The organism is Micromonospora gifhornensis (assembly GCF_016863515.1).
Classification (GTDB): domain Bacteria; phylum Actinomycetota; class Actinomycetes; order Mycobacteriales; family Micromonosporaceae; genus Micromonospora; species Micromonospora gifhornensis.
The window spans coordinates 83,132-106,817 of sequence record NZ_BOPA01000028.1 but is presented as its reverse complement, the minus strand read 5'-3'; the positions used below and the strand labels follow the sequence as shown (position 1 = coordinate 106,817).

Below are 23,686 nucleotides of genomic sequence, written 5' to 3'. Positions count from 1 at the left end.
AGATGTCCGACAGCTTGGCCGCCGAGGGCGGCGGCGCGATCTCCCTCACCGGAGCCAATGTCACGTACGTCGTCATCGCCGCGGTGATCGCGCTGGTAGCGCTCGCCTTCGCCGCCGCGTTGACGAAGGCCGTGCTGGCCGCCGGCAAGGGCACCGACAAAATGCAGGAAATCTCCGGGGCCGTGCAGGAGGGCGCTTCGGCCTACCTGATCCGGCAGTTCCGGACCCTGGCGATCTTCGTGGTGATCGCCGTAGTACTGCTCTTCCTGCTGCCGGTGCACCAGACCGACGGCAGCGAGACCGCGGTGAAGATCGGCCGTTCGCTCTTCTTCGTGGTCGGTGCGCTGTTCAGCGCCTTCATCGGCGGCGCCGGCATGTGGCTGGCCACCCGGGCCAACCTGCGGGTGGCCGCCGCCGCCCGGGAGCGGGAGGGCGGCCGGGAAGCGGCCATGAAGATCGCCTTCCGGACCGGTGGTGTGGTCGGCTTCCTCACCGTCGGGCTGGGCCTCTTCGGTGCCGCGCTGGTGGTGCTGATCTTCCGGGGTGACGCGCCGACGGTGCTGGAGGGCTTCGGCTTCGGCGCCGCGCTGCTGGCCATGTTCATGCGGGTCGGCGGCGGCATCTTCACCAAGGCCGCCGACGTCGGCGCCGACCTGGTCGGCAAGGTCGAGCAGGGCATCCCCGAGGACGACCCACGCAACGCGGCCACCATCGCCGACAACGTCGGTGACAACGTCGGTGACTGCGCCGGCATGGCCGCCGACCTGTTCGAGTCGTACGCGGTCACGCTCGTCGCCGCGCTGATCCTGGGTCGCGCCGCCTTCGGCACCGACGGCCTGGTGCTGCCGCTGATCATCTCCACCATCGGTGTGCTGGTCGCCATCATCGGCGTCTTCATCACCAAGCTGCGGGCCTCCGACCGCAACGGTCTGACCGCCATCAACCGGGCCTTCTACCTCTCCGCGCTGATCTCGGCGGTGCTGGTCGGGGTGGCCACCTTCGCCTACCTCCAGCCGTCCTGGGCCGCGCAGCTCGGCGACGACTGGCGGACCGCGCTCGGCGTGGACGGCGGCGACCCGCCGTTCGGCCCGCGTGGTGTGGTCATCGGCGCGGTCGTCATCGGCATCGTGCTGGCCGCCGCCATCCAGGCGCTGACCGGCTACTTCACCGAGACCAACCGCCGTCCGGTGCAGGACATCGGCAAGAGCTCGCAGACCGGCGCGGCCACCGTCATCCTCGCCGGCATCAGCGTCGGCCTGGAGTCGGCGGTCTACTCGGCGCTGCTCATCGCCGCCGGTGTCTTCGGTGCCTTCCTGCTCGGTGGCGGCTCCATCACCCTGTCGCTGTTCGCCGTGGCGCTGGCCGGTACCGGTCTGCTCACCACCGTCGGCGTGATCGTGGCGATGGACACCTTCGGACCGATCTCCGACAACGCCCAGGGCGTGGCCGAGATGTCCGGCGACATCGACGAGCACGGCGCCCGCACGCTCACCGAGCTGGACGCGGTGGGCAACACCACCAAGGCGATCACCAAGGGCATCGCGATCGCCACGGCGGTGCTGGCCGCGACCGCGCTGTTCGGCTCGTACACCGACACCCTGCGCATCGCGTACGCCGACGCCGGGGTGACCGACGTCGGTGCCGAGATCCTGAACGCGCTGAACGTGTCCAACCCGCAGAACCTGGTCGGTCTGATCATCGGTGCGGCGGTGGTGTTCCTCTTCTCCGGCCTGGCCATCAACGCGGTCTCCCGCTCGGCCGGTGCCGTGGTGATGGAGGTCCGCCGGCAGTTCCGTGAGCTGCCCGGGATCATGGACGGCACGCAGCGCCCGGAGTACGGCAAGGTCGTCGACATCTGCACCCGGGACGCGCAGCGCGAACTGATGACCCCCGGTCTGCTGGCGATCATGGCACCGATCGCGGTCGGCTTCGGCCTCGGGCCCGGCGCGCTGGCGTCGTACCTGGCCGGGGCGATCGGGGCGGGCACGCTGATGGCGGTCTTCCTGGCCAACTCCGGTGGCGCCTGGGACAACAGCAAGAAGATGGTCGAGGACGGCGCGTACGGCGGCAAGGGCTCCGACGCGCACGCCGCGACGGTCATCGGCGACACCGTCGGTGACCCGTTCAAGGACACCGCCGGCCCGGCCATCAACCCACTGCTGAAGGTGATGAACCTGGTGTCGCTGCTGATCGCGCCGGCCGTGGTGGCGTGGAGCATCGGCGACGACCGCAACGTCGGTCTGCGGGTCACCATCGCGGTGGTGGCGACGCTGATCGTGGTCGCGGCGGTGGTGTTCAGCAAGCGCAAGAGCATCGCGCTCGACGAGGGCTCCGACAGCGGATCCGGCACCTCGGACCCGCGCCCGGCGGAGATCAAGGCCTGACCCTGCGGTCAGCATCACCGGTCCCCGGGCGGCGACACCGTCGCCCGGGGACCGGCCGTCGCTGCGGGGCGGTCCGCCTGACCGGTGCCGACCGGCAGCAGAGGCCGTACGCTGCAACGCATGCGTACGTGCCGGGCGGACGCCGCCAGAATGTTGACGGTGGTCCTGGCGACGTCGGTCCTGTTGGCCGGCTGTGGGTCCAGCGGTCCCAGTCCCCGGGCGTGGGCCGCGTCGGTGTGTTCGGCGTTGACCCCGTGGCGGGCCGAGATCAGCAAACTGACCAGCAGCACCGACCAGCAGATGACCGCGCAGACCACTCCCGCGCAGGCCAAGGAGAACCTGGTCCGGCTCTTCGGCGGCGCCGAACAGGCCAGTGAGGACGCTCGTCGCAAGGTGGAGCAGGCCGGGGTGCCCACGGTCGAGAACGGCGCGGAGATCTCCGAAGGCTTCCGGGCCTCCCTCGCGTCCATGCGCGACGCCTACGGCCGGGCCCGGGCCACGATCGACGGGCTGAGCACGGGTGAGCCCAAAGTCTTCTACGACGGCGTGCAGACGGCGGTGGAGACGCTGCAACAGGACTACGACGCCAGCGCGCTGGACACCAGCCGGCTGAACTCGGAGGAGTTGAAGCGCGCCTTCGACGAGGTGCCCGAATGCCATTGAGCGGCTCCGGTGAGACATCGGCGGCGCAACCGCTGCCGATGTCCTTCCCGCTGCCTGCTGCGGCACCACCGACCGCCCGGCGAACCCGCGCACGGGCGGTCGCTGCCGATCCGGACGAGGAGACGCCGGCCGAGGAGACACGGACCCGGGAGACGCCGGTGGGGGACCGGCAACTGGTCTTCTTCGGGGCGGAGACCGCCGAACCCTCGGTCGCCGACCTCGCCGGCCTGCTCGCCGGGCCCGGCGAGGTGCACCGGATGGGCGGTACCGCCCGGTTGTCGGTGGTGGTGGACGCCGGGTGGCGGGTGCACGTGCTCGTCGCCGAACTGGCCCAGCGCGGGGTCCGGGCCACCTGGACGCCGACCGAGGACCAGCGGTACGCCGTGCGGACCGCGTACACCCGGGCGATCGTGCCGCTCGCGGCGGCATGGCTGCGCGGCCCGACGCAGCAGCCACCGGCCGGCTTCCAGTTGGACGGCCGGCGGCTGCGGCTCTGGCTCGCCGCGGCCGGGGTGGTCGACCCGCCGGAGATCCTGCTGCACCTCGGGGGCGTCGATCCGGGCCGCTGGTCGGTGGTCGGGGCGGCCCTGATCGCGGCCGGGCTGGTCGGCGAACTTGTCGAACCGGGCGCGGGCGGTCCCGCGTACCGGATCAGCGGTCGACGCCGGGTGCTGCGGCTGGCGGAACTGGTCGGCGAACCTCCACCCGCCGCGCCGCCCGGCGCCTGGCCGGTCCGCGACTGACCGTCCGTGGGTCCCGGCCGGGACCCAACGTCCCGGGCCTGACCGGCTTCTCGAAGTCCGCCCGGTCCGGACCGGGCGGGCGACAGCTGTCCGATCTGGGACAGCCGGGCGTCAGCGCACACCGGGAGAAACGGCCGGGTTCCACCTCCACCGAGGGGCTGCCATGGTCACAGTGGCACGCTTTAGACCCTACCCAGGGTGTACGGTGACGCCGTTCGGCGTGAGCATGGATCGTCCGTAGCGGATTGCCGCCCGCGAAACCCGAAACACGGACGGCGCGTTACGTTGGACATCCGGACCGCCGGGTATCGGGGGGTCGAGCGTGCCCCGAACCGGACAGGCGCGGCCATCGAGTGGGAATGAGGTCGAAACCGAAGTGCCGAGCAACGCTGGAACCACCCGTCTGGTCATCGTCGAGTCGCCGGCGAAGGCCAAGACGATCTCGGGCTACCTGGGCCCGGGGTACGTCGTGGAGGCCAGCTTCGGGCACGTCCGCGACCTGCCGCGCAACGCCGCCGATGTGCCCGCGAAGTACAAGGGCGAGCCGTGGGCCCGGCTCGGCGTCGACGTGGACAACGGCTTCCACGCCCTCTACGTCGTCTCCGCCGACCGCAAGCAGCAGATCAGCAAGCTGACCAAGCTGGCCAAGGAGGTCGACGAGATCTTCCTGGCCACGGATGAGGACCGCGAGGGCGAGGCGATCGCCTGGCACCTGGTGGAGACCCTCAAGCCGAAGGTGCCGGTCCGGCGGATGGTCTTCCACGAGATCACCAAGCCGGCCATCCAGGCGGCCGTGGCCAACCCGCGCGAGATCGACCGCAGCCTGGTCGACGCCCAGGAGGCCCGCCGCATCCTCGACCGGCTCTACGGCTACGAGGTCTCCCCGGTGCTGTGGAAGAAGGTCATGCCGAAGCTGTCGGCGGGCCGGGTGCAGTCCGTGGCGACCCGGATCGTGGTCGAGCGTGAGCGGCAGCGGATGGCCTTCCGCACCGCCGAGTACTGGGACATCCTGGCCACCCTGGCGGTGGCGAACGCGGGCGAGGGCCCGCGCACCTTCAACGCCACCCTGGTCGCGCTCAACGGCGACCGGATCGCCACCGGCAAGGACTTCGAGCCCACCACCGGCAAGGTGCGCGCCGGGGCGGGCGTCGTCCACCTGGACTCCAGCGGAGCGCGAGGGCTGGCCGCCCGCCTCGAAGGGCGACAGTTCACCGTCACCCGGGTCGAGGAGAAGCCCTACCGTCGCCGCCCGTACGCGCCGTTCATCACCTCCACGCTCCAGCAGGAGGCGGCCCGCAAGCTGCGGTTCTCGTCGCAGCAGACGATGCGCACCGCGCAGCGGCTCTACGAGAACGGCTACATCACCTACATGCGTACCGACTCGGTGAACCTGTCGGAGACCGCCATCGCGGCGGCCCGCCGGCAGATCGTCGAGTTGTACGGCGAGCGCAGCGTGCCGCCGGAGCCGCGCCGCTACACCGGCAAGGTGAAGAACGCCCAGGAGGCGCACGAGGCGATCCGCCCGGCCGGGGACAACTTCCGCACCCCGGGCGACGTGGCCAAGGAACTCTCCGCCGAGGAGTACAAGCTCTACGAGCTGATCTGGCGGCGCACCATCGCCTCGCAGATGACCGACGCGGTCGGCTCCAGCGTCTCGGTGCGGATCCGGGCGACCACCACCGCCGGTGAGGAGGCCGACTTCGGCGCCACCGGCAAGACCATCACCGACCCGGGCTTCCTGCGGGCGTACGTCGAGTCCAGCGACGACGAGAACGCCGAGGCCGAGGACGCCGAGCGTCGACTGCCCAACCTGGTCAAGGACCAGCCGCTGACCGCCGACGAGCTGGCCGCCCAGGGCCACCACACCCAGCCGCCCTCCCGCTACACGGAGGCGTCGCTGGTCAAGGCCCTGGAAGAGCTGGGCATCGGGCGTCCGTCCACGTACGCCTCGATCATGCAGACCATCCAGGACCGGGGGTACGTCGTCAAGCGCGGCCAGGCGATGATCCCGTCGTTCCTGGCGTTCGCGGTGATCGGGCTGATGGAGCGGCACTACCCGCGCCTGATCGACTACGACTTCACGGCCAGCATGGAGAACGAGCTGGACGAGATCGCCGGTGGTGACCACGCGGCTGTCGACTTCCTCACCGCGTTCTACTTCGGCACCACGAACGGCGCCGGCGACCAGGACATCGCCCGCTCCGGTGGGCTGAAGAAGCTGGTTACCGAGAACCTCAGCGACATCGACGCGCGCAGCGTCAACTCGATCCCGCTGTTCACCGACGACGAAGGTCGTGAGGTCGTCGTGCGGGTCGGCCGGTTCGGGCCGTACCTGCAGCGGGCGCTGCCCGGCGAGCAGCCGGCCCCGAAGGCGGAGGGCGAGGAGGGCGGCACCCCGGGCGACCGGGCACCGATCCCCGAGGGCCTCGCGCCGGACGAGCTGACCCCGGAGAAGGTGCACGAGCTGTTCCTCGGCGGTGGGGGCGAGCGCAAGCTCGGCGACGACCCGGCGACCGGGGAGCCGATCCTGCTCAAGTCCGGCCGCTTCGGCCCGTACGTGGCCAGCGGGGAACGCAAGTCGTCCCTGCTGCGCTCGCAGTCACCTGATTCGCTCACCCTCGACGAGGCGCTCAAGCTGCTCAGCCTGCCGCGCCTGATCGGCGTGGCACCGGACGGTGCCGAGGTGTTCGCCAACAACGGCCGCTACGGCCCGTACGTCAAGCGGGGCGACGAGTTCCGCTCGCTGGACTCGGAAGACAAGATGTTCACCGTCACCCTCGACGAGGCGCTGGCCCTGCTGGCCGCCCCGAAGACCCGTCAGCGTCGGGCCGCCGCCCCACCGCTGCGGGAGATGGGTGCCGACCCGCTGACCGAGAAGCCGCTTGTCATCAAGGACGGCCGGTTCGGCCCGTACGTCACCGACGGGGAGACCAACGCCTCCCTGCGGCGCGGCCAGACTCCGGAGGAACTGACCCTGGAGGAGGCCTCCGAGATGCTCGCCGAGAAGCGAGCCAAGGGCCCCGCCCCCAAGAAGACCGCAGCAAAGAAGACCGCAGCCAAGAAAACCACCGCGAAGAAGACCACAGCCAAGGCCACCGCGACCAAGGCCACCAAGGCCACCGCAGCGAAGGCCGCAAAGGCCACCCCCGCCAAGAAGGCCGCCCCCAAGAAGGCCACCTCCGCGCGCTCGGAGTAACCACTGGCGATCTTGGTACGAAAGTGCCCTCCCGAGGGCGGTTTCGTACCAAGATCTCCCGTCAAGGGCGCCAGCCGGCGGCGAGCAGAGCGGCGCGGAGTTGGGCGATGACGTCGGCGGGGTGGTGGCGGATGGCCCAGGCGGGGAAGCGGAGCACCCGGTCGCCGCTGCGCCACAGATCGTTCTGTCGGCGCATGTCCGCCCAGGCGGTCGCCGGGTCGAGGTGCTGGCTGCCGTCGATCTCCACATGCACCCGCCACTCCTCGAACAAGGCGTCCAGGTAGCGGCGTCGACCAGTGGCATCGTGTCGGACAGCCTGTCTGGTGGGCTCGGGTAGCCCGGCGCGCCGGACGAGGCGCAGGAAGTCGAGTTCGGGCAGGGAGTGCGCACCGCCCACCGCATCGGTGGCGGTCTGCGCGATCAGGGCGCGGCGGCGGGCGCGGGGAAGGCGATCCAGCACCTGGCGTACGTCGTCACCACCGACGAGGCGCTGCTGGAATCCGGCGGCGATGATCGCCCGAGCTTCCTGGTCGCTCGGTGCCCACTGCGCCGCGTCCACCAACGATCGAGCCGGCATCGTCCGGCGGGGCTGCCCGACATCGAGGACGTCCGCGGCCGGCAGCAGGGTGGTGCGGTGTACGCGGACACCGGGCGGCATGGCCCGGGTCCGGTGGTGCGCCGGCAGCAGGATGTGCACGAACTTGTCGTCGTACCTGCGCAGGCCCCACGCACGGGCGGCGCTCAGACCGCCGAGCACCGCCGCCGGTCCGGCGGAGAGAACGCCGATCCAGGGCAGTTGCGCCGGCACGATCGGCCCGTTGTGTGTGACGTAGACAGCCCGGTGCACCTGCTGCCAGCGGCCGACGTCGACCCGGTGCCGAATCGCCTTCGGCGACAGGTACCGCCGGGCCTGGTCGAGGCTGAGCACCTGCTCCTGATGAAACAACAGCCAGGTCAGCTCACCCGCCTCATCCCCCGGCAACCCACCCCCCACCCACCCGCGCCCCGCCGCCCACCTGCTTCCTGCCGCCCCGCCCCCTGCCGCTCCGGGCCCCGCCGCCCCGCGCCCCGCCGCCCCAGGCCCCGCCGCCCCGCGTCCTGCCGCCCCGGGCCCACGCCTCGCCCATCCGGCCCCACTCCCACCCCGCTGCTCACCCTGTCCCCACACACCCCCACCCTGCCCACCCACCCTCCGCCGCGCTGCCCCTGTGGACAGCCACGAGATCTTGGTACGAAAGTGCCCCTCCAAGGGCCGTTTCGTACCAAGGTCGGATTCAGCCGAGGAGTGTGGTGAGGTGGGGGGTGGTGAAGGTGTGGTGGGGGTCCAGATGGGTGCGGATGCGCTGGAAGTCCTGCCAGCGGGGGTAGGCGTCGGCCAGGGAGGCGGCGTCGCGCCAGTGGAGCTTGCCCCAGTGGGGGCGGCCGCCCAGCTCGGTCGCCACCTGCTCGAAGGCGCGGAAGTACGGCTCGTAGGGCATGCCGACGTACTGGTGCAGGGCGACGTACGCCGACTCGCGCCCGTACGAGTGGGACAGCCAGATCTGGTCGGCGGCGGTGAAGCGCACCTCGACCGGAAAGAGCACCCGGAACGGCAGGCGGTCGATGATCCGGCGCAGGGCGTCCAGCGCCTCGGGCAGGGCGTCGCGCGGTAGCGCGTACTCCATCTCCACGAAGCGGACCCGGCGCGGGGTGCAGAAGACCGTGTCGGAGCGGCCGGTGTAGATGCGTTCGCTGAGCGCGCGGGCGGAGACGGCACTGATCGTCGGGACCAGGGCCGGCATCGCCCGGCCGAGCCGGCAGGCGCCGGCGAAGACGGTGTTGGCCAGGAAGTCGTCGTCGAGCCAGCCGCGCCAGCGGGGCAGCGGGCGATCGTCGTCGGGTACCCGGTCGTTGACCTTCAGCTGGGCCTGGCTGCTGTACGGGAACCAGAAGAACTCGACGTGATCGTGGGTGCCGATCAGCTCGGGTAGGTCGGCCAGCACGGCGTCCAGGACGGCCGGGCGTTCGTGGGCCCGCAGCACGAAGGCGTCCACGCAGCGCAGCGTCACCTCGACCAGTACGCCGAGCGCGCCGAGCGAGATCCGGGCCGCGTCGAACACGTCGGGGTGCTCGTCGGCGGAGCAGTGCAGCACCTCGCCGGTGCCGGTGACCAGGGTCAGCGCGGCGACGAAGGTGGCCAGCCCGCCGTACGCCGCGCCGGTGCCGTGGGTGCCGGTGGAGATCGCCCCGGCCACCGTCTGCGCGTCGATGTCACCGAGGTTGGGCAGCGCCAACCCGTGACTCGCCAGTAGCGCGTTGAGCTGCCGCAGAGTCATCCCGGCCGGTACGGTGACAAGGCGCCTATCGACGTCCACCTGTACGTCGATGGCGAGTCCGGCCAGGTCCATCCGGCTACCGTCGCCGACCGCGACGGGCGTGAAGGAGTGGCCGCTGCCGATCGGGCGAATCCGGGCACCGGCCTCGGCGGCGGAGCGGACCTGCTCGACGACTTCGGTGACGGTGGTGGGGCGCAGAACCGTCGCCGTGCTGTGCTGGTTGCCGGCCCAGTTCGACCAGGCGGTGGCGTCGCTGACGCTGCTTCCCCGCATCGGCGCTCCTTCAGATGGATATGAACCGAGTTCATATCAGGAACGTTGTTCCTGGTAAACACCGCAATCGAGATTCGCTCGTTGTACCGGTAGTCACGAACCGGTGACTTGTAGATATGTTCATCCGTCGAGAGGGGGTGGCGAGTGTCCACTTCAGCCGCCACGACTGGGCCGCTGCGCCGGGTTCCGGTGCAGGGTCGTAGTGTCGCGCGGGTCCAGCGGATGCTGGACGCTTGCGCCGAACTCGTCGACGAGGTGGGGTACGAAGGGCTGACCACCACCCTGCTCGCCGAGCGGGCAGAGGTGGCGATCGGGTCGGTCTATCAGTTCTTTCCGGACAAGCGGGCGATCGTGCAGGCGTTGACGCTGCGCACGATGGAGGCGTACCTCCAGCGGCTCGACGAGCGCTTCGCCTCGGACGACCTGACCCACTGGTGGGACGGGGTCGACGCGGGCATCGACGAGTACATCACCATGCACCGCACTGTTCCCGGATTCCGTACCTTGCACTTCGGCGACGTGGTCGACCTGCATCTGCTCGATGAGCAGCGCGACAACAACGGGGTGATCGCGGACCAATTGGCACGCGTGCTCACCGAGCGCTTCGGCCTCGCCGACGTGCCCGACCTGCAATTCCATCTGGAAATCGCGGTGGAGGTGGCCGACGCGCTGATCAAGCTCGCGTTCCGGCGTACGTCCGACGGCGACGAGCGGGTGCTGGTCGAGGCGAAGGCGCTCATCCGCGACTACCTGCACCGCCAGGTGGACGCTCGGGGCGATGCCGGGCACCGGCCGGTCGTGCAGCCCGCGAAGCCGGCCGACGATCAGATCATCGATTCCGCGGAAACCGCGGCACAGCCCGCCTGACACCAGCCCTCCCGTCCGGCGCGGCCCTGCGGTCACCCCGCTCCGCCCGCCGAACCCGTCAGGTGCGTACCCCAGCGGCTGGCGGCGGGTTTCACAGGAAGGCGTGGCCCTCGCCTCGGTAGGTCGGCACGGTGGCCACCACCTCGTCGCCGTCCACCAGGTGCAGTTCGTTGACGTGTTCGCACAGCTCGCCCGACTTCGCGTGGCGGAACCAGACCCGGTCGCCGATGCGCAGCGTGGCGGCCGTGCGGCCGGCCAGCGGGGTCTGCACCTCGCCGGCCCCCTCGGTGCCGACCAGCTTGAGTCCGGTGGGCAGCCACGGTCGGGGCAGCCGGCTGCGGCTGGCCGATCCGGAGGCGATCCAGCCGCCGCCGAGCACGGTGGCGAGCCCGGGTGCCGGCCGGCGGACCACCGCACAGGCGAAGAAGGCCGCCGGGGTGGGACGCCAGTCGCGATAGGCGTCGAACAGCGTCGGCCCGTACAGCCCCGATCCCGCGGTGACCTCGGTGACCGCGGGATCGGCGCTTGTTGCGGCCACGCTGCCGGTGCCGCCGCCGTTGACGAATTCCAGGTCGGCGTGGTCGCGCACGGCGGCCACCGCCGCGGCGCGGCGCGCCAGCAGTTCGCGGTACGACCCGCGCTGGGCCAGCCGGATCACCGCGCCGAGCGCCGTCTGCCCGGGTGGCGCGTCGCCGACCCCGGCGATCTGTGCCTCGTACGACATCAGGCCGACCAGCCGGAAGCCGCGCCGAGCGGTGATCGTGGCGGCCAACCTGCCGGCGGCCCGGGCACTGTGCACCGGTGAGCGGCGGACGCCGACGTGCACCCGGCCGCCCAGCAGTCGCCACGAGGCGTCCAGGTCGAGACAGATCCGCAGCTCCGGCCGGCTCTGCGGCGACTTCACGGTGTCGTAGAAGTCCAGCTGATCGGGGTCGTCGACCATCAGGGTGACGGCGGCGGCCAGGGCCGGATCGGCCGCGAGTTCGGTTAGCGCGCCCCTGTCGACGGTGGGGTACGCCACCAGCACGTCGTCCGTGACACCGGTACGCACCAGCCAGATCGCCTCGGGCAGGGTGAACGCCATCACCCCGCGCCAACCGGGGCGGGCCAGCGCCCGGGCGATCAGCTCGCGGCTGCGCAGCGACTTGCTGGCGACCCGCAGGGGCTTTCCGCCGGCCCGGTCGACGAGCGCGGCGGAGTTCGCATCGAAGGCGGTCAGGTCGACCACGGCGTACGGGGGATCGAGATGCCGGGTCGCCCGGTCCAGCCGGTGGCGCAGATTCTCGCTGTCGGTGGCCACGTGTGCACGCTAACTGTGAAACGGTGAATGCGAAACACCCTCGCGTCCGGCCTGCGCACCATGAGTTGGCCACAGCGGCCTAGGCTCGGCGGGCAAGGCGAGGCGTGACGGGGGTAGGTCCCCGCAGGTCTAGAGTGTTCCACCGGGGGTGCCCAGTGATGGGCCGGCACGTGGAGGTACGGCCATCGAAAGCCAATTCAACGGCGAGTCGTCCGGCGTGTCGCCGTCCACGAACCAGCCCACCGGCCAGGCCGGCCGATCCGGCGGCACGACCGGCCAAGCTGACCTGACCGGTTACCCCGCCATCCGCTCGGTGCTGCGCATCCGCCCCTTCCGCCGGCTCTGGATCGTGCTCAGCGCTGCCTCCTTCGGTGACTGGCTCGGCCTGCTCGCCACAAGCATCTTCGCCGCCGCCCAGGTGGAGGGCAGCACCGCCAAGGGCGCCGCCTTCGGTGGCGTGATCGCCATCCGGCTGCTGCCCGCGTTGCTGCTCGGGCCGATCGCCGGCGTGTTCGCCGACCGGTTCGACAGGCGCTGGACCATGGTCATCTGCGACCTGCTGCGGTTCGTGCTGTTCGCCTCCATCCCGCTGTACGCGCTGACCGGTGCCAGCGGTGCCCGGGTGGTCAGTTGGGCGGCCATCGCCACCTTCCTGATCGAGACGGTCACGCTGCTCTGGATCCCGGCCAAGGAAGCGGCGGTACCGAACCTCATCCCGCGCGCCCGGCTGGAGACCGCCAACCAGCTCACCCTGATCACCACGTACGGCCTGACGCCGATCTTCGCCGCGATAGTGCTCGCCTCGCTCGACGGCATCGTCCGGGGTGCCACCGGCGGTGAGATGCCGTCCTGGGCCGAGCCGGCCCAACTCGCGCTCTGGTTCAACGCGTTCTCCCGGCTCGCCACCGCCCTGGTCGTCGCCTTCGGCATCAAGGAGATCAGCCAGGGGCAGCGCCAGCGGCAGGAACAGTCCGAGCAGAGCATGCTGCGCCAGTTCAACGAGGGCTGGCGGTACATCGGGAAGACGCCACTGGTCCGTGGCCTGGTGCTGGGCATCTTCGGTGCCTTCGCCGGCGGCGGCATCGTGATCGGCACTTCCCGGTTCTTCGCCAACTCGCTCGGTGCCGGTGACGCCGCCTTCTCCCTGCTCTTCGGGGCGATCTTCTTCGGCCTGGCGATCGGCATCGGGCTCGGCCCGATGATCGTGCGGGACATGTCCCGGCGTCGCTGGTTCGGCATGAGCATCGTGCTGGCCAGCGCCTCGGTGATGACCCTGGCCTTCGCCATCCACCTGTCCATGGCGCTGGTCGGCGCGGTCCTGGTCGGCGCCGGCGCCGGAATGGCCTTCCTCTCCGGCACCACCCTGCTCGGCGGCGAGGTCGCCGACGAGGTACGCGGCCGGGTCTTCGCCGTGGTGCAGATCGGCACCCGGCTGGTGCTGATCCTGGCGATCGCGCTGGGCAGCCTGCTCGCCGGTGTCGGTGGCTCCCGGAAGCTGGAGATCGCCGACCTGGGAATCTCGATCTCCGCCACCCGCCTGCTGCTGCTCGTCGCCGGCGCGGCCGGGATCTTCGCCGGAATCAGCGCGTTCGGCCAGATGGACGACAAGAAGGGCGTCCCGGTCCTAGCCGACCTGTGGGGTTCGATCCGGGGCCGTCCGCTGATGCCGGCGGAACCGTTCGTCTCGGCGGGACTCTTCGTGGTCTTCGAGGGCGGCGAAGGCGCCGGCAAGTCGACCCAGCTGGCCCAGCTCGCCGAACGGCTGCGCGCCGAAGGGCGGGACGTGGTGGTCACCCGCGAGCCGGGCGCAACCGGCGTCGGCACCCGCATCCGGTCCCTGGTGCTGGACAACAACACCGACGACGAGGCACCCTCACCACGCGCCGAGGCCCTGCTCTACGCCGCCGACCGGGCGCATCACGTGGCCACCGTGGTCCGGCCCGCCCTGTCCCGGGGTGCCGTCGTGATCAGTGACCGGTACGTCGACTCCTCCCTGGCCTACCAGGGCGCCGGCCGTACCCTGCCGGTCGACGAGCTTTCCTGGCTCTCCTCCTGGGCCACCGGCGGGCTCAAGCCCGACCTGGTGGTGCTGCTGGACATCGACCCGCGTGCGGGGCTGACCCGGGTGGCCGAGCGCAGCCGGACCGCCGACCGGTTGGAAGCCGAGTCGCTGGCCTTCCACGAGCGGGTTCGGTACGCCTTCCTCGACCTCGCCGCCGCCGACCCGAAGCGCTACCTGGTCCTCGACGCCGGCCACCCGGTCGACCAGATCGCCGAGCGGGTCGCCGACCGGGTGACGGAACTGCTCGCCCCCGGCGGTGCCGACCACCCGGGGCCGGCAAGTGGCCCGGACACCTCGGTGCAGCCTGAGTTATCCCCAACAGAGCTGGTGACGACGGAGCGGACTTGATGCCGGACGCCTTCGCCGACCTGGTCGGCCAGGACGAGGCGGTGGACACGTTACGTCGGGCTGCGGCCGCCGCAGCCGCCGTGCTGCGCACGCCACAGGAAGCGGTGGGCGGAGCAGATCCGGGTGCCGGGATGACGCACGCCTGGATCTTCACCGGGCCACCCGGCTCGGGACGGTCGGTGGCGGCGCGGGCCTTCGCCGCCGCGTTGCAGTGCGTGCACGGCACCGGGTGCGGGCAGTGCCCCGGTTGTCACACCACCCTGGCCGGCACCCACGCCGACGTACGACTGGTGGTCCCCGACGGGCTCTCCATCGGGGTCAACGAGATGCGGGCGCTGGTGCTGCGCGCGGCCAGCACACCGTCCGGCGGCCGATGGCAGGTCGTGATCATCGAGGATGCCGACCGGTTGACCGAGGCGGCCGGTAACGCACTGCTCAAGGCGGTCGAGGAGCCCCCACCCCGAACGGTCTTCATGCTCTGCACGCCCTCCACCCACCCGGACGACATCTCGGTGACCATCCGGTCGCGCTGTCGGGTCGTACCCCTGGTGCAGCCGGCAGCGGACGCGGTGGCCGAGGTGCTGGTCCGGCGGGACGGGATCGCGCCCGATGTGGCCCGATGGGCGGCGGCGGCCACGCAGGGTCACGTCGGACGGGCCCGGCGGCTGGCCGGCGACCCCCAGGCCCGGGCCCGGCGGGAGGCGGTGCTCGCCGTACCGCGCCGACTGACAAGCGTGGGTGCCGCCTTCGACGCGGCCTCCGCGCTGATCGAGGCGGCCGAGGCCGAAGCCGAGGCGGCGGTCGTGGAGATCGACGCGGCGGAACGCGCGGCGCTGGAGACGGCGCTCGGCGCGGGCGGTACCGGTCGGGGCGCGGCAAGCGCCGCCCGGGGTTCCGCCGGCCAGCTCAAGGACCTGGAGCGGCGGCAGAAGTCCCGGGCCACCCGGGCCCAGCGGGACGCGTTGGACCGGGCGCTCGTCGACCTGGCCGCCTTCTACCGGGACGCGCTGACCATGGCGATGGGCGCACCGGTGCCGCCGGTGCACACCGACACCGCCGAACTGGCCGATGCCGGCGCGCGCAGCTGGCAGGCGGAGGGAGCGCTGCGGCGGCTGGAGGCCGTACTGGCCTGCCGCACCGCCATCGAGGCGAACGTCAAGCCCCGGATCGCCGTCGAAGCCATGATGCTCGCCCTCTGGAAGGGCTGACCGCGGCAGGTCTTGTCGGCCGGACCGTTATCCACAGGCATCGACACGCGCAATTCACGTGCGGTACGGTCCGGTGTGCCGTGGTGACGGCGGCGGCACGCAGAGTGAGGGCAGCCGGGGAGGAGTCCGCTGATGCCGCGGGGCGAGATCGACGAGGCATGGATCGAGGAGGCGGTCCGGCGTTACCGCCGGATCGAGTCGCTCCAGGCCGAGTTCGACCAGGCCGTGGCGACGGTCGAGGTCACCGTCCGGTCGCCGGACGGCCTGGTGGAGGTGGTCGTCACCGCCAGCGGCCGGATCACCGACGTACGCTTCCTCGGCCCGCTGCACAACCGTGCGCCGCGTGACGTGGCCGGCTCGGTGCGGGCTGCGGTCACCGCCGCAGCGGACGCCGCCCAGTGGGCCCGGGAGAAGCTGCACAACGAGACCTTCACCGCCTACCGGCCACTGACGGGGGCCTGAAATGGACCTGCGTACCCTGGCCAGCCGGCTCGACGACGCGAGCGCCACCCTCACCGCGCTCTCCCGTTCGGTCACCGCCAGTGACCCTGCCCAGGGGGCCTTCGGGGCTGACGCCCCGGGCCGACCCGGCGAGATCGGCCGGGCACTGCTGCGGCAGTGGACGACGGCCACGGGCGACCGGGCCCGGGAGGCGTACGCCGCCGCCGGTCACCTGGCGGCCACCGCGGACGCCCTACGCCGGGCTGCGGACCAGTACGCCGACACCGACGTCGCGGTGAGCCGCCGGCTGGCCGGAGAGTCCTGATGGACGCCCTCGACCGGCTCGCCGAACCGGGCCTCGACCTGCTGCGCCGGGTCGACACCCTGCTCGCCGCAGGCGCACCCGAGGGGCACCGGGTCTGGCCGCTGCTGCGGCGGATGCAGGTGCTGCCGGGCGAGGCGCTGCGGCACTTCCTCGACCTGCGTCCCGGGCCGCTGGCCGCTGCCGGGCAGGCGGTGCGCCGGCACGTCCACGGGTACGACCGGGCGTGCGCCGCGCTGACCGACCCGCTGCTCTGGTCCGGGCCGGCCGCGGCGGCGTACGGCGAGACCCGGGCGGTGCTGCTGCGCCACCTCGACGAAGGCCCCGAAAGTCTGGTGGGAAGGCTGGAGGCTACCGCTGGTTACGCCGAGGCGCTCGCCGACTGGGTGGAGGGCAGCCGGTTGGCCGTCGCCCGGGCCCTGGCCGAGGTGATCGGCTCGGCCGAGGCGGTAACTGTCGTCACGGCCACCTCGGTCACCCGGGCGGTGAGCCACTCCGGGCCGTCGTCGCCGGGTGCCGTCGCCGCTGCCGAGATCGCCGCCCGCCTGCTGGCGGTGCTCGGTGTGGCGTACGACGGGGCGGAGACCCTGGTACGCCAGTGGGGGCCGAGCATGGCCGAGTCGGTGCTGCGCCCGTCGGCCGCCCGGGCCCGCCCCGACTTCCACGACGGCACCCGCACGATCCGTGCCAGTTGGTAGGCGGGGCGCGTCGGCCGGGTTCGGCCGGACATGGATGGTCGTACCGGGTGGTCGAACGCGACTCCGAACCGGCACGGTCCCGCCGAAGCGTCGTAGGGTGATGACATGGGGATGCTCTGTGCGGTCAGCTTCCAGCGCTACGGGCGCCTCTACTACCTCGATCCGGGCGAGTTGCGCCCCCAGGTGGGCGACAAGGTGTTGGTGCCCACCGACGACGGGCCCGAGGTGGCGGAGTGCGTGTGGGCGGCGCAGTGGGTCACCGAGGACACCGACGGTTTCCCCAAGCTCGCCGGGCTGGCACAGGATGAGGACCTGCGCCGCGACGAGGACCTGCGCCGCCGCAAGGCCGAGGCGAAGGTCGCGGCCAAGCGGCTGATCCGTGCCCACGGGCTGCCGATGAAGGTGGTGGCGGTCGACCACGTGCTCAGCAGGGGCGACGACGGCGGGGAGCGGAGCACCATCTACTTCACCGCCCCGCACCGGGTGGACTTCCGCTCACTCGTCCGCGACCTCGGCGCGACCCTGCACTGCCGGGTGGAGTTGCGGCAACTCTCCGCGCGCGACTCGGCACGGGTGCAGGGCGGCATCGGCTCCTGCGGGCGAGACCTGTGCTGCGCCACCTTCCTGAACGACTTCGAGCCGGTGACCATCCGGATGGCCAAGGAGCAGGACCTGCCCCTCAATCCGCTGCGCATCTCCGGCGCCTGCGGTCGACTGATGTGCTGCCTGAAGTACGAGCACCCGCTGTACGCCTCAAGCGGCACGTACCCCGCGACCGGGCAGCGCGTCGAGACCCCCTCCGGCCTGGGCAAAGTCGTGTCACGGCATCCGCCGAGCGAGACCGTCACCGTCCGACAGCTCAGTGACGGGGCGGTCAAACGTTGCTCGCTGGCCGATGTCTGTGGCCCTCGCATCGCACACGACGAAAGGCACTCCTCCGCCGAGCCGGGTCTGTCGCCGCAAGGGGAGTGACCGGGCCGCTGCGATCTTGGGCTTGTCCGGGGTTCCTACCCTGCCCGCATGGCATATCAGCCGGCCATGGTGCCGCCGAAGAAGTCCAAGCGGGTTCTGTTCATCGTGTTGGGTGTGGTGCTCGCACTCTGCTGCTCAGGTGGGGCGGTCGGTGCCTACCTGATCTACCGGGTGGCGATGGACGCCACCGGACCGGTCCGCTCCACAGTGAACACATTCGCCGGCGCGCTCGTGGAACGCGACTATCCGACCGCCTATCAGCAACTCTGCACCCGGATCCGGGACCGGGTCAGCGAGGCGGACTTCACGCAGCAGCAGGAAAACCAGCCGGACCTCACCGGACACAAGATCGTCGGGCTGAACCTCTCCAACCAGAACGGCCATGTCAGTGGCAGTGCGACCGTCCGCTACACCAGGAGCGAGGGCGGCGCCACCAACCAGGTCTACCCGCTGATCAAGGAGGAGGGCAACTGGCGGATCTGCGAGTGAGTCGCAGGCCGGCAGGCCCCGGATGAGCTGTCGGGCCGGCACCTACGGGTGCCGGCCCGCGGTCGCCCAGGTGCAGGTGAGGGAGACGGGCGGCTCGGCCAGCCGGGGAGTCAGGGGCGTGGTGGGGGTCAGCCAGGAGGCTTCCGGCGTGTGGTCGGGGTTGACCTGCCAGCGGCGGGCCACCCGGTCGACCACGATGGGGTAGAGCGTGAGGGTGCCGTCCGGATCGATACGCATCCGGACGAAACCCTTGGCATCCTCGATGCCCTGACCGGCGAACAGTTCGTTGACGTTCACCCCGAACGCGCTGGCGATCAGCAGGTACCCGGCCACCAGTTGACTGGCCACCAGCCCGATCACCGGCAGGTAGAGCACCGCCGCCGCAGCCGCCGGCAGCGGCCAGGACCAGTTGTGGAAGGGCAGGGCCAACCAGACCCAGGTGCCGGCCGCGCCCAGCCCGACGTGGGCCAGACCGTGCATGACGCCGAGAACCCAATGTCGCACGTTGCGTTTCCCGGTGGTGCTGGGTGGCTTGGCGAACAGGGCCGCCGCGAGCACGGTCACCAGCACCATCAACACCAGCGGAACGCTGAACAGGCGCTGCTCGGACGCCTCGATCCGGAAGTCGGCCACGCCGGCGATGGAGAGCATCAACAGGGTGTGCAGGACGCCGAGCAGGGTGGCGAACCCCGGATTGCGGCGAGGCAGCCGGCCGAAGATCCCCCAGCCGTACCGGCGGGAGCGGGCCGCGTCGGGGTAACGGGCGGCCAGCGCGTACGACCGGGACGGGCTGGACCGCCGGGCCAGGGTGTCGCGCGGCGGCACCTCGATCTGCTCGGGCAGCTTGTGTGTGGGGTAGAGGTACGCGCCCCCGCTGCCGCAGGTGACCAGCTGCCGGTCGTCCGGGCCGGTGTACCGGGCGTAATGGTGCAGGTCGCCGGAGATCAACACCCGGACCCGGGCCCCGGTGGGCGCGATGATGGTCCGGATGAAGTAGTCGATCGAGTCGTACGCCGAAGGGTTGTCGACGGTCTTGACCCAGGCGGGTGCCGGCACCGCCAGGATCACCTTGCTCTGCGGCCCCAGCTTCTTGGCGACCGTGTCGAAGTAGGTCAACTGCGGATCGTCGACGTACGAGCCGGACTGGTCGTCGAGGCCGAGCAGCCACCAGTCGGCGGGCAGCTCGGCGGCGAAGTACGAGCGTGACTGCCCGGTACGCCAACCGCCGAAGTGCCGGTCCCGAGTACGCACGAACAGCCGCAGGAACGCGGTGAGTCCGTCGTACCAGTCATGGTTGCCGGGGACCGCGAAGACACTGGGCTGCTCCGGCGGAGTGGCCGGCAACGCGGCCTGGTACGGCCCCTTGCACCGGTCCTCGTACGCCTCGTAGGCGGCCGACGGGTACACCTGGTCGCCGCCCATCACCAGGGTCTGCGCCCGCGGCAGCCGATGCCCGTCCACCGCCAACTCCGGCTGGGCGAGCAGGTAGGCGACCGAGTACGTGGCATTGAACCCGTCACCCAGGTCGGCGACATAATCCAGCCAGAGCCCGCCGTCCGGCCCGACCTGCCTGGCGATCTCCGAGTCGAGAGCCTTCTGCAACTCCCGTTTGTCCAGGTACGCCCCGAACAACATCGCCAGCAGCGTACGCAGACCGGTGCTGATCAGCAGCAGCGGCGCGAGCCACGGCACCGGCTTGCGCGGCGTGAACCCCAACTCCAGCGGATCGGTGCTACGCGGTCGCCGCGCCGCCCGCCCACCGGCCGCCTCCTCGGCGTACGGACCCAGCGGCGCGGCACGCCCGGTGGCGGCGGCCGGGTCGGCCGGAGGTTGCGGGATACCGCCCGGCGGGCTGTCGACCGGTTCGTCGCGGGGGATGTGATCGTCGGCCATCCATCGCAGCGTAGCGGGCGATGATTCGCACCTGCCGAGCCGCAAGGGCCGCGCTGTCCGGTATGCCGACTCGGGTACTCCCGCTCCGCTGGGCGTCGGCGCGTGCCGTACACTAGGCGATCGTTGCCGCCTTAGCTCAGTCGGCTAGAGCGACGCACTCGTAATGCGTAGGTCGACGGTTCGATTCCGTCAGGCGGCTCGGTGAAGAAGCCCAGGTCATTGGCCTGGGCTTCGCCGTTTCCCAAGGTCGACAACCTCACCGCCAGCCTGTCGAGTCCTTGAATAGTCCTTGTCCCGCGCCGCGACCGCCTCGTCCAGCCGGGTGGCGACGGCGTCCAGGTCGTCACCGAACAGGCCCGCGTACACGTTCAACGTCATCGACGCCGAGGCGTGCCCGAGCGACCGCTGCACCGCCTTCCACGTTCGCCCCGGCTGCCACGGCCAGACTCGCCGCCGTGTGTCGCAGGTCGTGAGGCGTGAGCCCGGCCAGCCCGACCGATGCCGCCGCCGGTCCGAAGACCCGCGTCCGGAAGTTCGTGTTGCGTAGCGGACCGCCGTTGGGGGCGGTGAACACCAGTTCGTCGCGGCGCTTCCCGGCGACGTGGTTGTGATCAAGGCGGCCCGCAAGCGGGCCGCGCCGGCCCGGCCCCGGCCTGCTGGCGACCTCCGGCCGGCTGGCCACGCTTGGGGGCGACCAGGTCTACGGAGACCTCGGGGCTCTGCCGCGGACCCCGGCCCTCCTCAGAGATCCGCCAGCCATAATGCGGCGTCATGAACGACGCACTGATCATCGGCTCTCCACCCGCAGGGAGCATGTGGGTGCTTCATCCACCGAAAGATCCTTGGGGTGACGGTTACGTCGTCGTGTTGCAGGTGGAGATGCATGACCAAGGACTCGACGCCCGGCGCGGAGTAGAGCTTGCATGGCCTACTCATGCCCAAGAGCCGGACCTCGTGGACTTCTTCCAGCATCTGGCCAACGACTGGCGCGGCTGGGACGGTGAACGTAGTTGGCGATCATTGGACGCCACCATGCGGATCACCGCCCGTCACGACGGCAAGGGGCACGTCACTCTAGGCGGCACCCTTCAACAGGACTCTTACTCACCTGACGGATGGCTCGCCCGAGTCTTCATCACCGTCGAGGCGGGAGAACAGATGATGTCGCTTGTTGCCGATCTTCGTGCCCACTTTGAGGGACTGGCGAGGTGACGCGTACATCAATCCGTACAGCCAAGCCCGCCCGCTGACACTGACGCCGGCCGACAGCGACGGACCGACTGACCAGGTGTGCAGTCACCTGACCAGCCATCCGCGATCTTCTTCCAACCCAGGTTCACCGCCCCAGTTAGGGTCCTCCGTGTGGCAGCAGGTGGCGACTCCGGCATGAACCAAAGAATTGACGTGAGGTAAGTGATCCGTGAAATGAATGGAAAGGTCAGCGTATTCCAGCGTGACGACGGCAGGATTTATGTGGCTAGCTATTCTCGTGTCGCTCAGGGTCCGACGGTCCTAAACGGATGGTGCGACGCGGTCTCCGCTGACGTTGCTGACAACCACCTTGGCGTGCTCGTTCAAGAAGGGCTCCGTATCGGTCAGGAGCCAGAGCGGGACATTTCACCGGAGAATGGGGAGGAACACTTGCGTGGGCTCCTGAAGCTGGCGAAAGTCAGGTCCTTTGCGGCGTTCGCGCGGGGTAGCCGGGCAGTGGGCGTCAGGCGTGATGACTCCGGTGCCTACTTCGTCTTTTACACGGAGAACAGTGGTGTTCGCACGGGGTTCTCGTACACGGGAAACAAGACCGTCGTGCCGTCAGAATCCAGCGCTGACGAGATAGGTAGGGCTGTTCGGGCCGGGCTGGCATCCTCTTCCACATAGTTCAGGCTGCTCGCCCGCGCCTGCCGGCGCTGGGCCGCGGCGAATGAACGACAGCGGCGACGCGTGCCCGCGGAGCCCTGGTTATCGTCTGACGATGACGATCTCCGCAGGGCACAGCGGTCCGCCGTTGGTCCAGTTACGTGCGCACGGGCGGTTGGCGTCCCCGGTCGCTGACGACGTCCTGGTGACGGCATCGGTGGGCCCATCCGGCGAGGTGATCTCGCTGTGGGCTGATCCCGCCAGCCGGAAGGCGCTGCTGGCCGGTGCAGGCTTGGCCGAGTCCTGCGCCCGACAACCCGTCTCCGCCCGGGTGGTCGTCCAAGGCGCGAGCACGACGACGGTCACCACCATCGCCGCTCTGCACCTCCCGTTCTGCAAGCTCCAGCCGCTACCCGACGGACGGATTGTGGTGGTCGCGGGCAGGGGTGGCAAGGCCGTGGTCTTCGACGCCGACGGCACGCCTGTGCTCCAAGGCGATGTCGGCGATGGCATTGAGCATGCGCTGGCCACGCCGACCGGGCAGCTGTGGATCGGCTACTTCGATGAAGGTGTCTACGGCGACGGTTCCCCACACGGCATCGTCCGCCTCACCGCCGGCCTCGAACCAAATTGGAGATACCCCTTCGGGGTTGAGTTCGGCCGGATCGACGACTGCTACAGCCTGAACGTCGAGGGGGAAACCGCTTGGGCGTGCTACTACAGCAGCTTCCCGATCGTGCGGATTTCCGACGGGACGGTGACCGGCTGGCACAACAAGATCAGGGGAGCAAAGGCGCTTGTCGCCCACGGCGACACCTGCGCCTTGTTCGGCGGCTACAGCGGCGAGCGCAGCCGAGTGGTGATCGGCCGTCTCGCTGACACTCAGCACGAGCCGGTCAGCGAAGGATTGCTTGTCCTACCCGGCGATCGGCCCCTCCCCGACCGAGTCCAAATGGTCGGACGAGGCCCGGAGCTGCACGTCTTCGCGAACACGGAGTGGTACCGAATCAGCCTCGACGATCTGCCCTGACCTCGTCCGGCGTTGCCGCGATGCGCGCTCCTGAGAACCTGGATGGCCTCCGTCTGACATTGACGCCCGCCGCCATCCGTACAGCCAGGGCTACCGTGAGACGCCGACGCAGCCCGACAACGACGGACGGGCTGATCAGGCGTGCGGATACCTGACCAGCCATCCGTGATCTTCCAGCCCCAGCCCCAGGCCGTGGCTCAGTCGAGCAGTCCCGGAACCCGCTCCTGAAGCTCGGCCAGCACCCGTGACAACCCGGCGTTCAGGTCGTCGCCGTCCCACCGTACGGATTCCCCGCCGAGCGGACTGCCTGACACCAGCACCGTCCAGCGGCCCCGTTGGCGAATCTCCCGGTCGTCGGGACTTGTCGCTTGGCGGAATCGAGCCGATGCTGTGGTCATGGGCACAGCCAGGAAGCGGCGGCCGGTCCACCGTGAGCAGGCTGACCGCCTCACGCTTGTCGATCAATGGCATCACTTCGTCCTGGATCGACCGGTTCTGGTGCAACCCGGCGAGACCATCTGGGTCGAGGACGGCCACCTTCTGGTGCAGAGGAGCATGGGGGTAGTTGATGCCTGTCCCGGCTTCATGAACCGCTGACCACCGGCTCGTCGTTGCCCGGCGACAG

At 70.5% G+C, this 23,686-nt stretch carries 21 protein-coding genes and 1 tRNA gene; 16 read left to right on the top strand and 6 right to left on the bottom strand.

What is annotated here, in order from left to right; all coding sequences use genetic code 11:
* Positions 1–2 precede the first annotated feature (2 nt).
* From Vgi01_RS20640 to topA, 4 genes are all read left to right on the top strand, one after another.
* Positions 3–2,384, top strand: a complete 2,382-nt coding sequence (locus Vgi01_RS20640) for a sodium-translocating pyrophosphatase (RefSeq protein WP_204292081.1) — start codon at positions 3–5, stop codon at positions 2,382–2,384.
* Between the two features lie 120 nt (positions 2,385–2,504).
* Positions 2,505–3,047, top strand: a complete 543-nt coding sequence (locus Vgi01_RS20635) for a hypothetical protein (RefSeq protein WP_204292080.1) — start codon at positions 2,505–2,507, stop codon at positions 3,045–3,047.
* Positions 3,038–3,790, top strand: a complete 753-nt coding sequence (locus Vgi01_RS20630; RefSeq protein ID WP_204292079.1) for a hypothetical protein — start codon at positions 3,038–3,040, stop codon at positions 3,788–3,790. Before Vgi01_RS20635 ends, Vgi01_RS20630 begins: the two co-directional genes overlap by 10 nt.
* Before the next feature lie 376 nt (positions 3,791–4,166).
* On the top strand, positions 4,167–6,986 hold the full coding sequence (topA, locus tag Vgi01_RS20625; protein ID WP_204292078.1) for a type I DNA topoisomerase: 2,820 nt from the start codon (positions 4,167–4,169) through the stop codon (positions 6,984–6,986).
* Positions 6,987–7,047: 61 nt separating this feature from the next.
* On the opposite strand, the gene Vgi01_RS20620 is transcribed toward topA, so the two are convergent.
* The gene (locus Vgi01_RS20620) at positions 7,048–7,968 is read right to left on the bottom strand and encodes a DUF559 domain-containing protein (protein WP_204292077.1); all 921 of its coding nucleotides are present in this window, start codon (positions 7,966–7,968) and stop codon (positions 7,048–7,050) included.
* A gap of 292 nt (positions 7,969–8,260) precedes the next feature.
* On the bottom strand, positions 8,261–9,574 hold the full coding sequence (locus Vgi01_RS20615; protein WP_204292076.1) for a D-arabinono-1,4-lactone oxidase: 1,314 nt from the start codon (positions 9,572–9,574) through the stop codon (positions 8,261–8,263).
* Between the two features lie 222 nt (positions 9,575–9,796).
* On the opposite strand from Vgi01_RS20615, the gene Vgi01_RS20610 reads away from it, so the two are divergent.
* Complete coding sequence (locus tag Vgi01_RS20610; protein WP_204292075.1) at positions 9,797–10,441, top strand: TetR/AcrR family transcriptional regulator; 645 nt, start codon at positions 9,797–9,799, stop codon at positions 10,439–10,441.
* Positions 10,442–10,532: 91 nt separating this feature from the next.
* Here the strand turns inward: Vgi01_RS20610 and Vgi01_RS20605 are convergent, their stop codons facing one another.
* On the bottom strand, positions 10,533–11,741 hold the full coding sequence (locus Vgi01_RS20605; RefSeq protein WP_204292074.1) for an amino acid deaminase/aldolase: 1,209 nt from the start codon (positions 11,739–11,741) through the stop codon (positions 10,533–10,535).
* Positions 11,742–12,054: 313 nt separating this feature from the next.
* Here Vgi01_RS20605 and tmk point away from each other — a divergent pair, with 313 nt between their 5' ends.
* The 7 genes from tmk (at position 12,055) to Vgi01_RS20570 (ending at position 18,281) form a co-directional block, all read left to right on the top strand.
* Positions 12,055–14,151, top strand: coding sequence for a dTMP kinase (tmk, locus tag Vgi01_RS20600; protein ID WP_204292116.1), 2,097 nt, complete (start codon positions 12,055–12,057; stop codon positions 14,149–14,151).
* The gene (locus Vgi01_RS20595; protein ID WP_102657932.1) at positions 14,151–15,359 is read left to right on the top strand and encodes a DNA polymerase III subunit delta'; all 1,209 of its coding nucleotides are present in this window, start codon (positions 14,151–14,153) and stop codon (positions 15,357–15,359) included. The genes tmk and Vgi01_RS20595 overlap by 1 nt, the downstream gene beginning before the upstream one ends.
* 132 nt (positions 15,360–15,491) lie before the next feature.
* Positions 15,492–15,821, top strand: coding sequence for a YbaB/EbfC family nucleoid-associated protein (locus Vgi01_RS20590; protein ID WP_013731077.1), 330 nt, complete (start codon positions 15,492–15,494; stop codon positions 15,819–15,821).
* A 1-nt stretch (position 15,822) separates the two neighbouring features.
* A complete protein-coding gene (locus tag Vgi01_RS20585; RefSeq protein WP_102657931.1) occupies positions 15,823–16,125 on the top strand; it encodes a hypothetical protein in 303 nt (100 codons plus the stop codon).
* Complete coding sequence (locus Vgi01_RS20580; RefSeq protein WP_204292073.1) at positions 16,125–16,820, top strand: hypothetical protein; 696 nt, start codon at positions 16,125–16,127, stop codon at positions 16,818–16,820. The genes Vgi01_RS20585 and Vgi01_RS20580 overlap by 1 nt, the downstream gene beginning before the upstream one ends.
* 105 nt (positions 16,821–16,925) lie before the next feature.
* Positions 16,926–17,792: a PSP1 domain-containing protein gene (locus Vgi01_RS20575; RefSeq protein ID WP_102657929.1), complete on the top strand. Its 867-nt coding sequence runs from the start codon at positions 16,926–16,928 to the stop codon at positions 17,790–17,792.
* A 48-nt stretch (positions 17,793–17,840) separates the two neighbouring features.
* Positions 17,841–18,281: an Rv0361 family membrane protein gene (locus Vgi01_RS20570; RefSeq protein ID WP_204292072.1), complete on the top strand. Its 441-nt coding sequence runs from the start codon at positions 17,841–17,843 to the stop codon at positions 18,279–18,281.
* Between the two features lie 42 nt (positions 18,282–18,323).
* On the opposite strand, the gene Vgi01_RS20565 is transcribed toward Vgi01_RS20570, so the two are convergent.
* The gene (locus Vgi01_RS20565) at positions 18,324–20,174 is read right to left on the bottom strand and encodes a metallophosphoesterase family protein (protein WP_239089086.1); all 1,851 of its coding nucleotides are present in this window, start codon (positions 20,172–20,174) and stop codon (positions 18,324–18,326) included.
* 125 nt (positions 20,175–20,299) lie between these two features.
* On the opposite strand from Vgi01_RS20565, the gene Vgi01_RS20560 reads away from it, so the two are divergent.
* Positions 20,300–20,373, top strand: a tRNA-Thr gene (locus tag Vgi01_RS20560).
* A gap of 17 nt (positions 20,374–20,390) precedes the next feature.
* On the opposite strand, the gene Vgi01_RS20555 is transcribed toward Vgi01_RS20560, so the two are convergent.
* Positions 20,391–20,585, bottom strand: coding sequence for a hypothetical protein (locus tag Vgi01_RS20555; RefSeq protein WP_199180186.1), 195 nt, complete (start codon positions 20,583–20,585; stop codon positions 20,391–20,393).
* A gap of 360 nt (positions 20,586–20,945) precedes the next feature.
* On the opposite strand from Vgi01_RS20555, the gene Vgi01_RS20545 reads away from it, so the two are divergent.
* Complete coding sequence (locus Vgi01_RS20545) at positions 20,946–21,386, top strand: DUF6228 family protein (RefSeq protein ID WP_146017525.1); 441 nt, start codon at positions 20,946–20,948, stop codon at positions 21,384–21,386.
* A gap of 709 nt (positions 21,387–22,095) precedes the next feature.
* A complete protein-coding gene (locus Vgi01_RS20540; protein ID WP_204292071.1) occupies positions 22,096–23,061 on the top strand; it encodes a hypothetical protein in 966 nt (321 codons plus the stop codon).
* Between the two features lie 197 nt (positions 23,062–23,258).
* Here the strand turns inward: Vgi01_RS20540 and Vgi01_RS20535 are convergent, their stop codons facing one another.
* Positions 23,259–23,459: a hypothetical protein gene (locus Vgi01_RS20535; RefSeq protein ID WP_146017523.1), complete on the bottom strand. Its 201-nt coding sequence runs from the start codon at positions 23,457–23,459 to the stop codon at positions 23,259–23,261.
* Between Vgi01_RS20535 and Vgi01_RS20530 the strand changes: the two genes are divergently transcribed.
* Entirely contained in the window at positions 23,458–23,658 is a 201-nt protein-coding gene (locus Vgi01_RS20530; RefSeq protein WP_204292070.1) for a hypothetical protein, read from the top strand. The two genes, Vgi01_RS20535 and Vgi01_RS20530, sit on opposite strands and share 2 nt — an antisense overlap.
* The last annotated feature ends 28 nt before the right edge of the window (positions 23,659–23,686 follow it).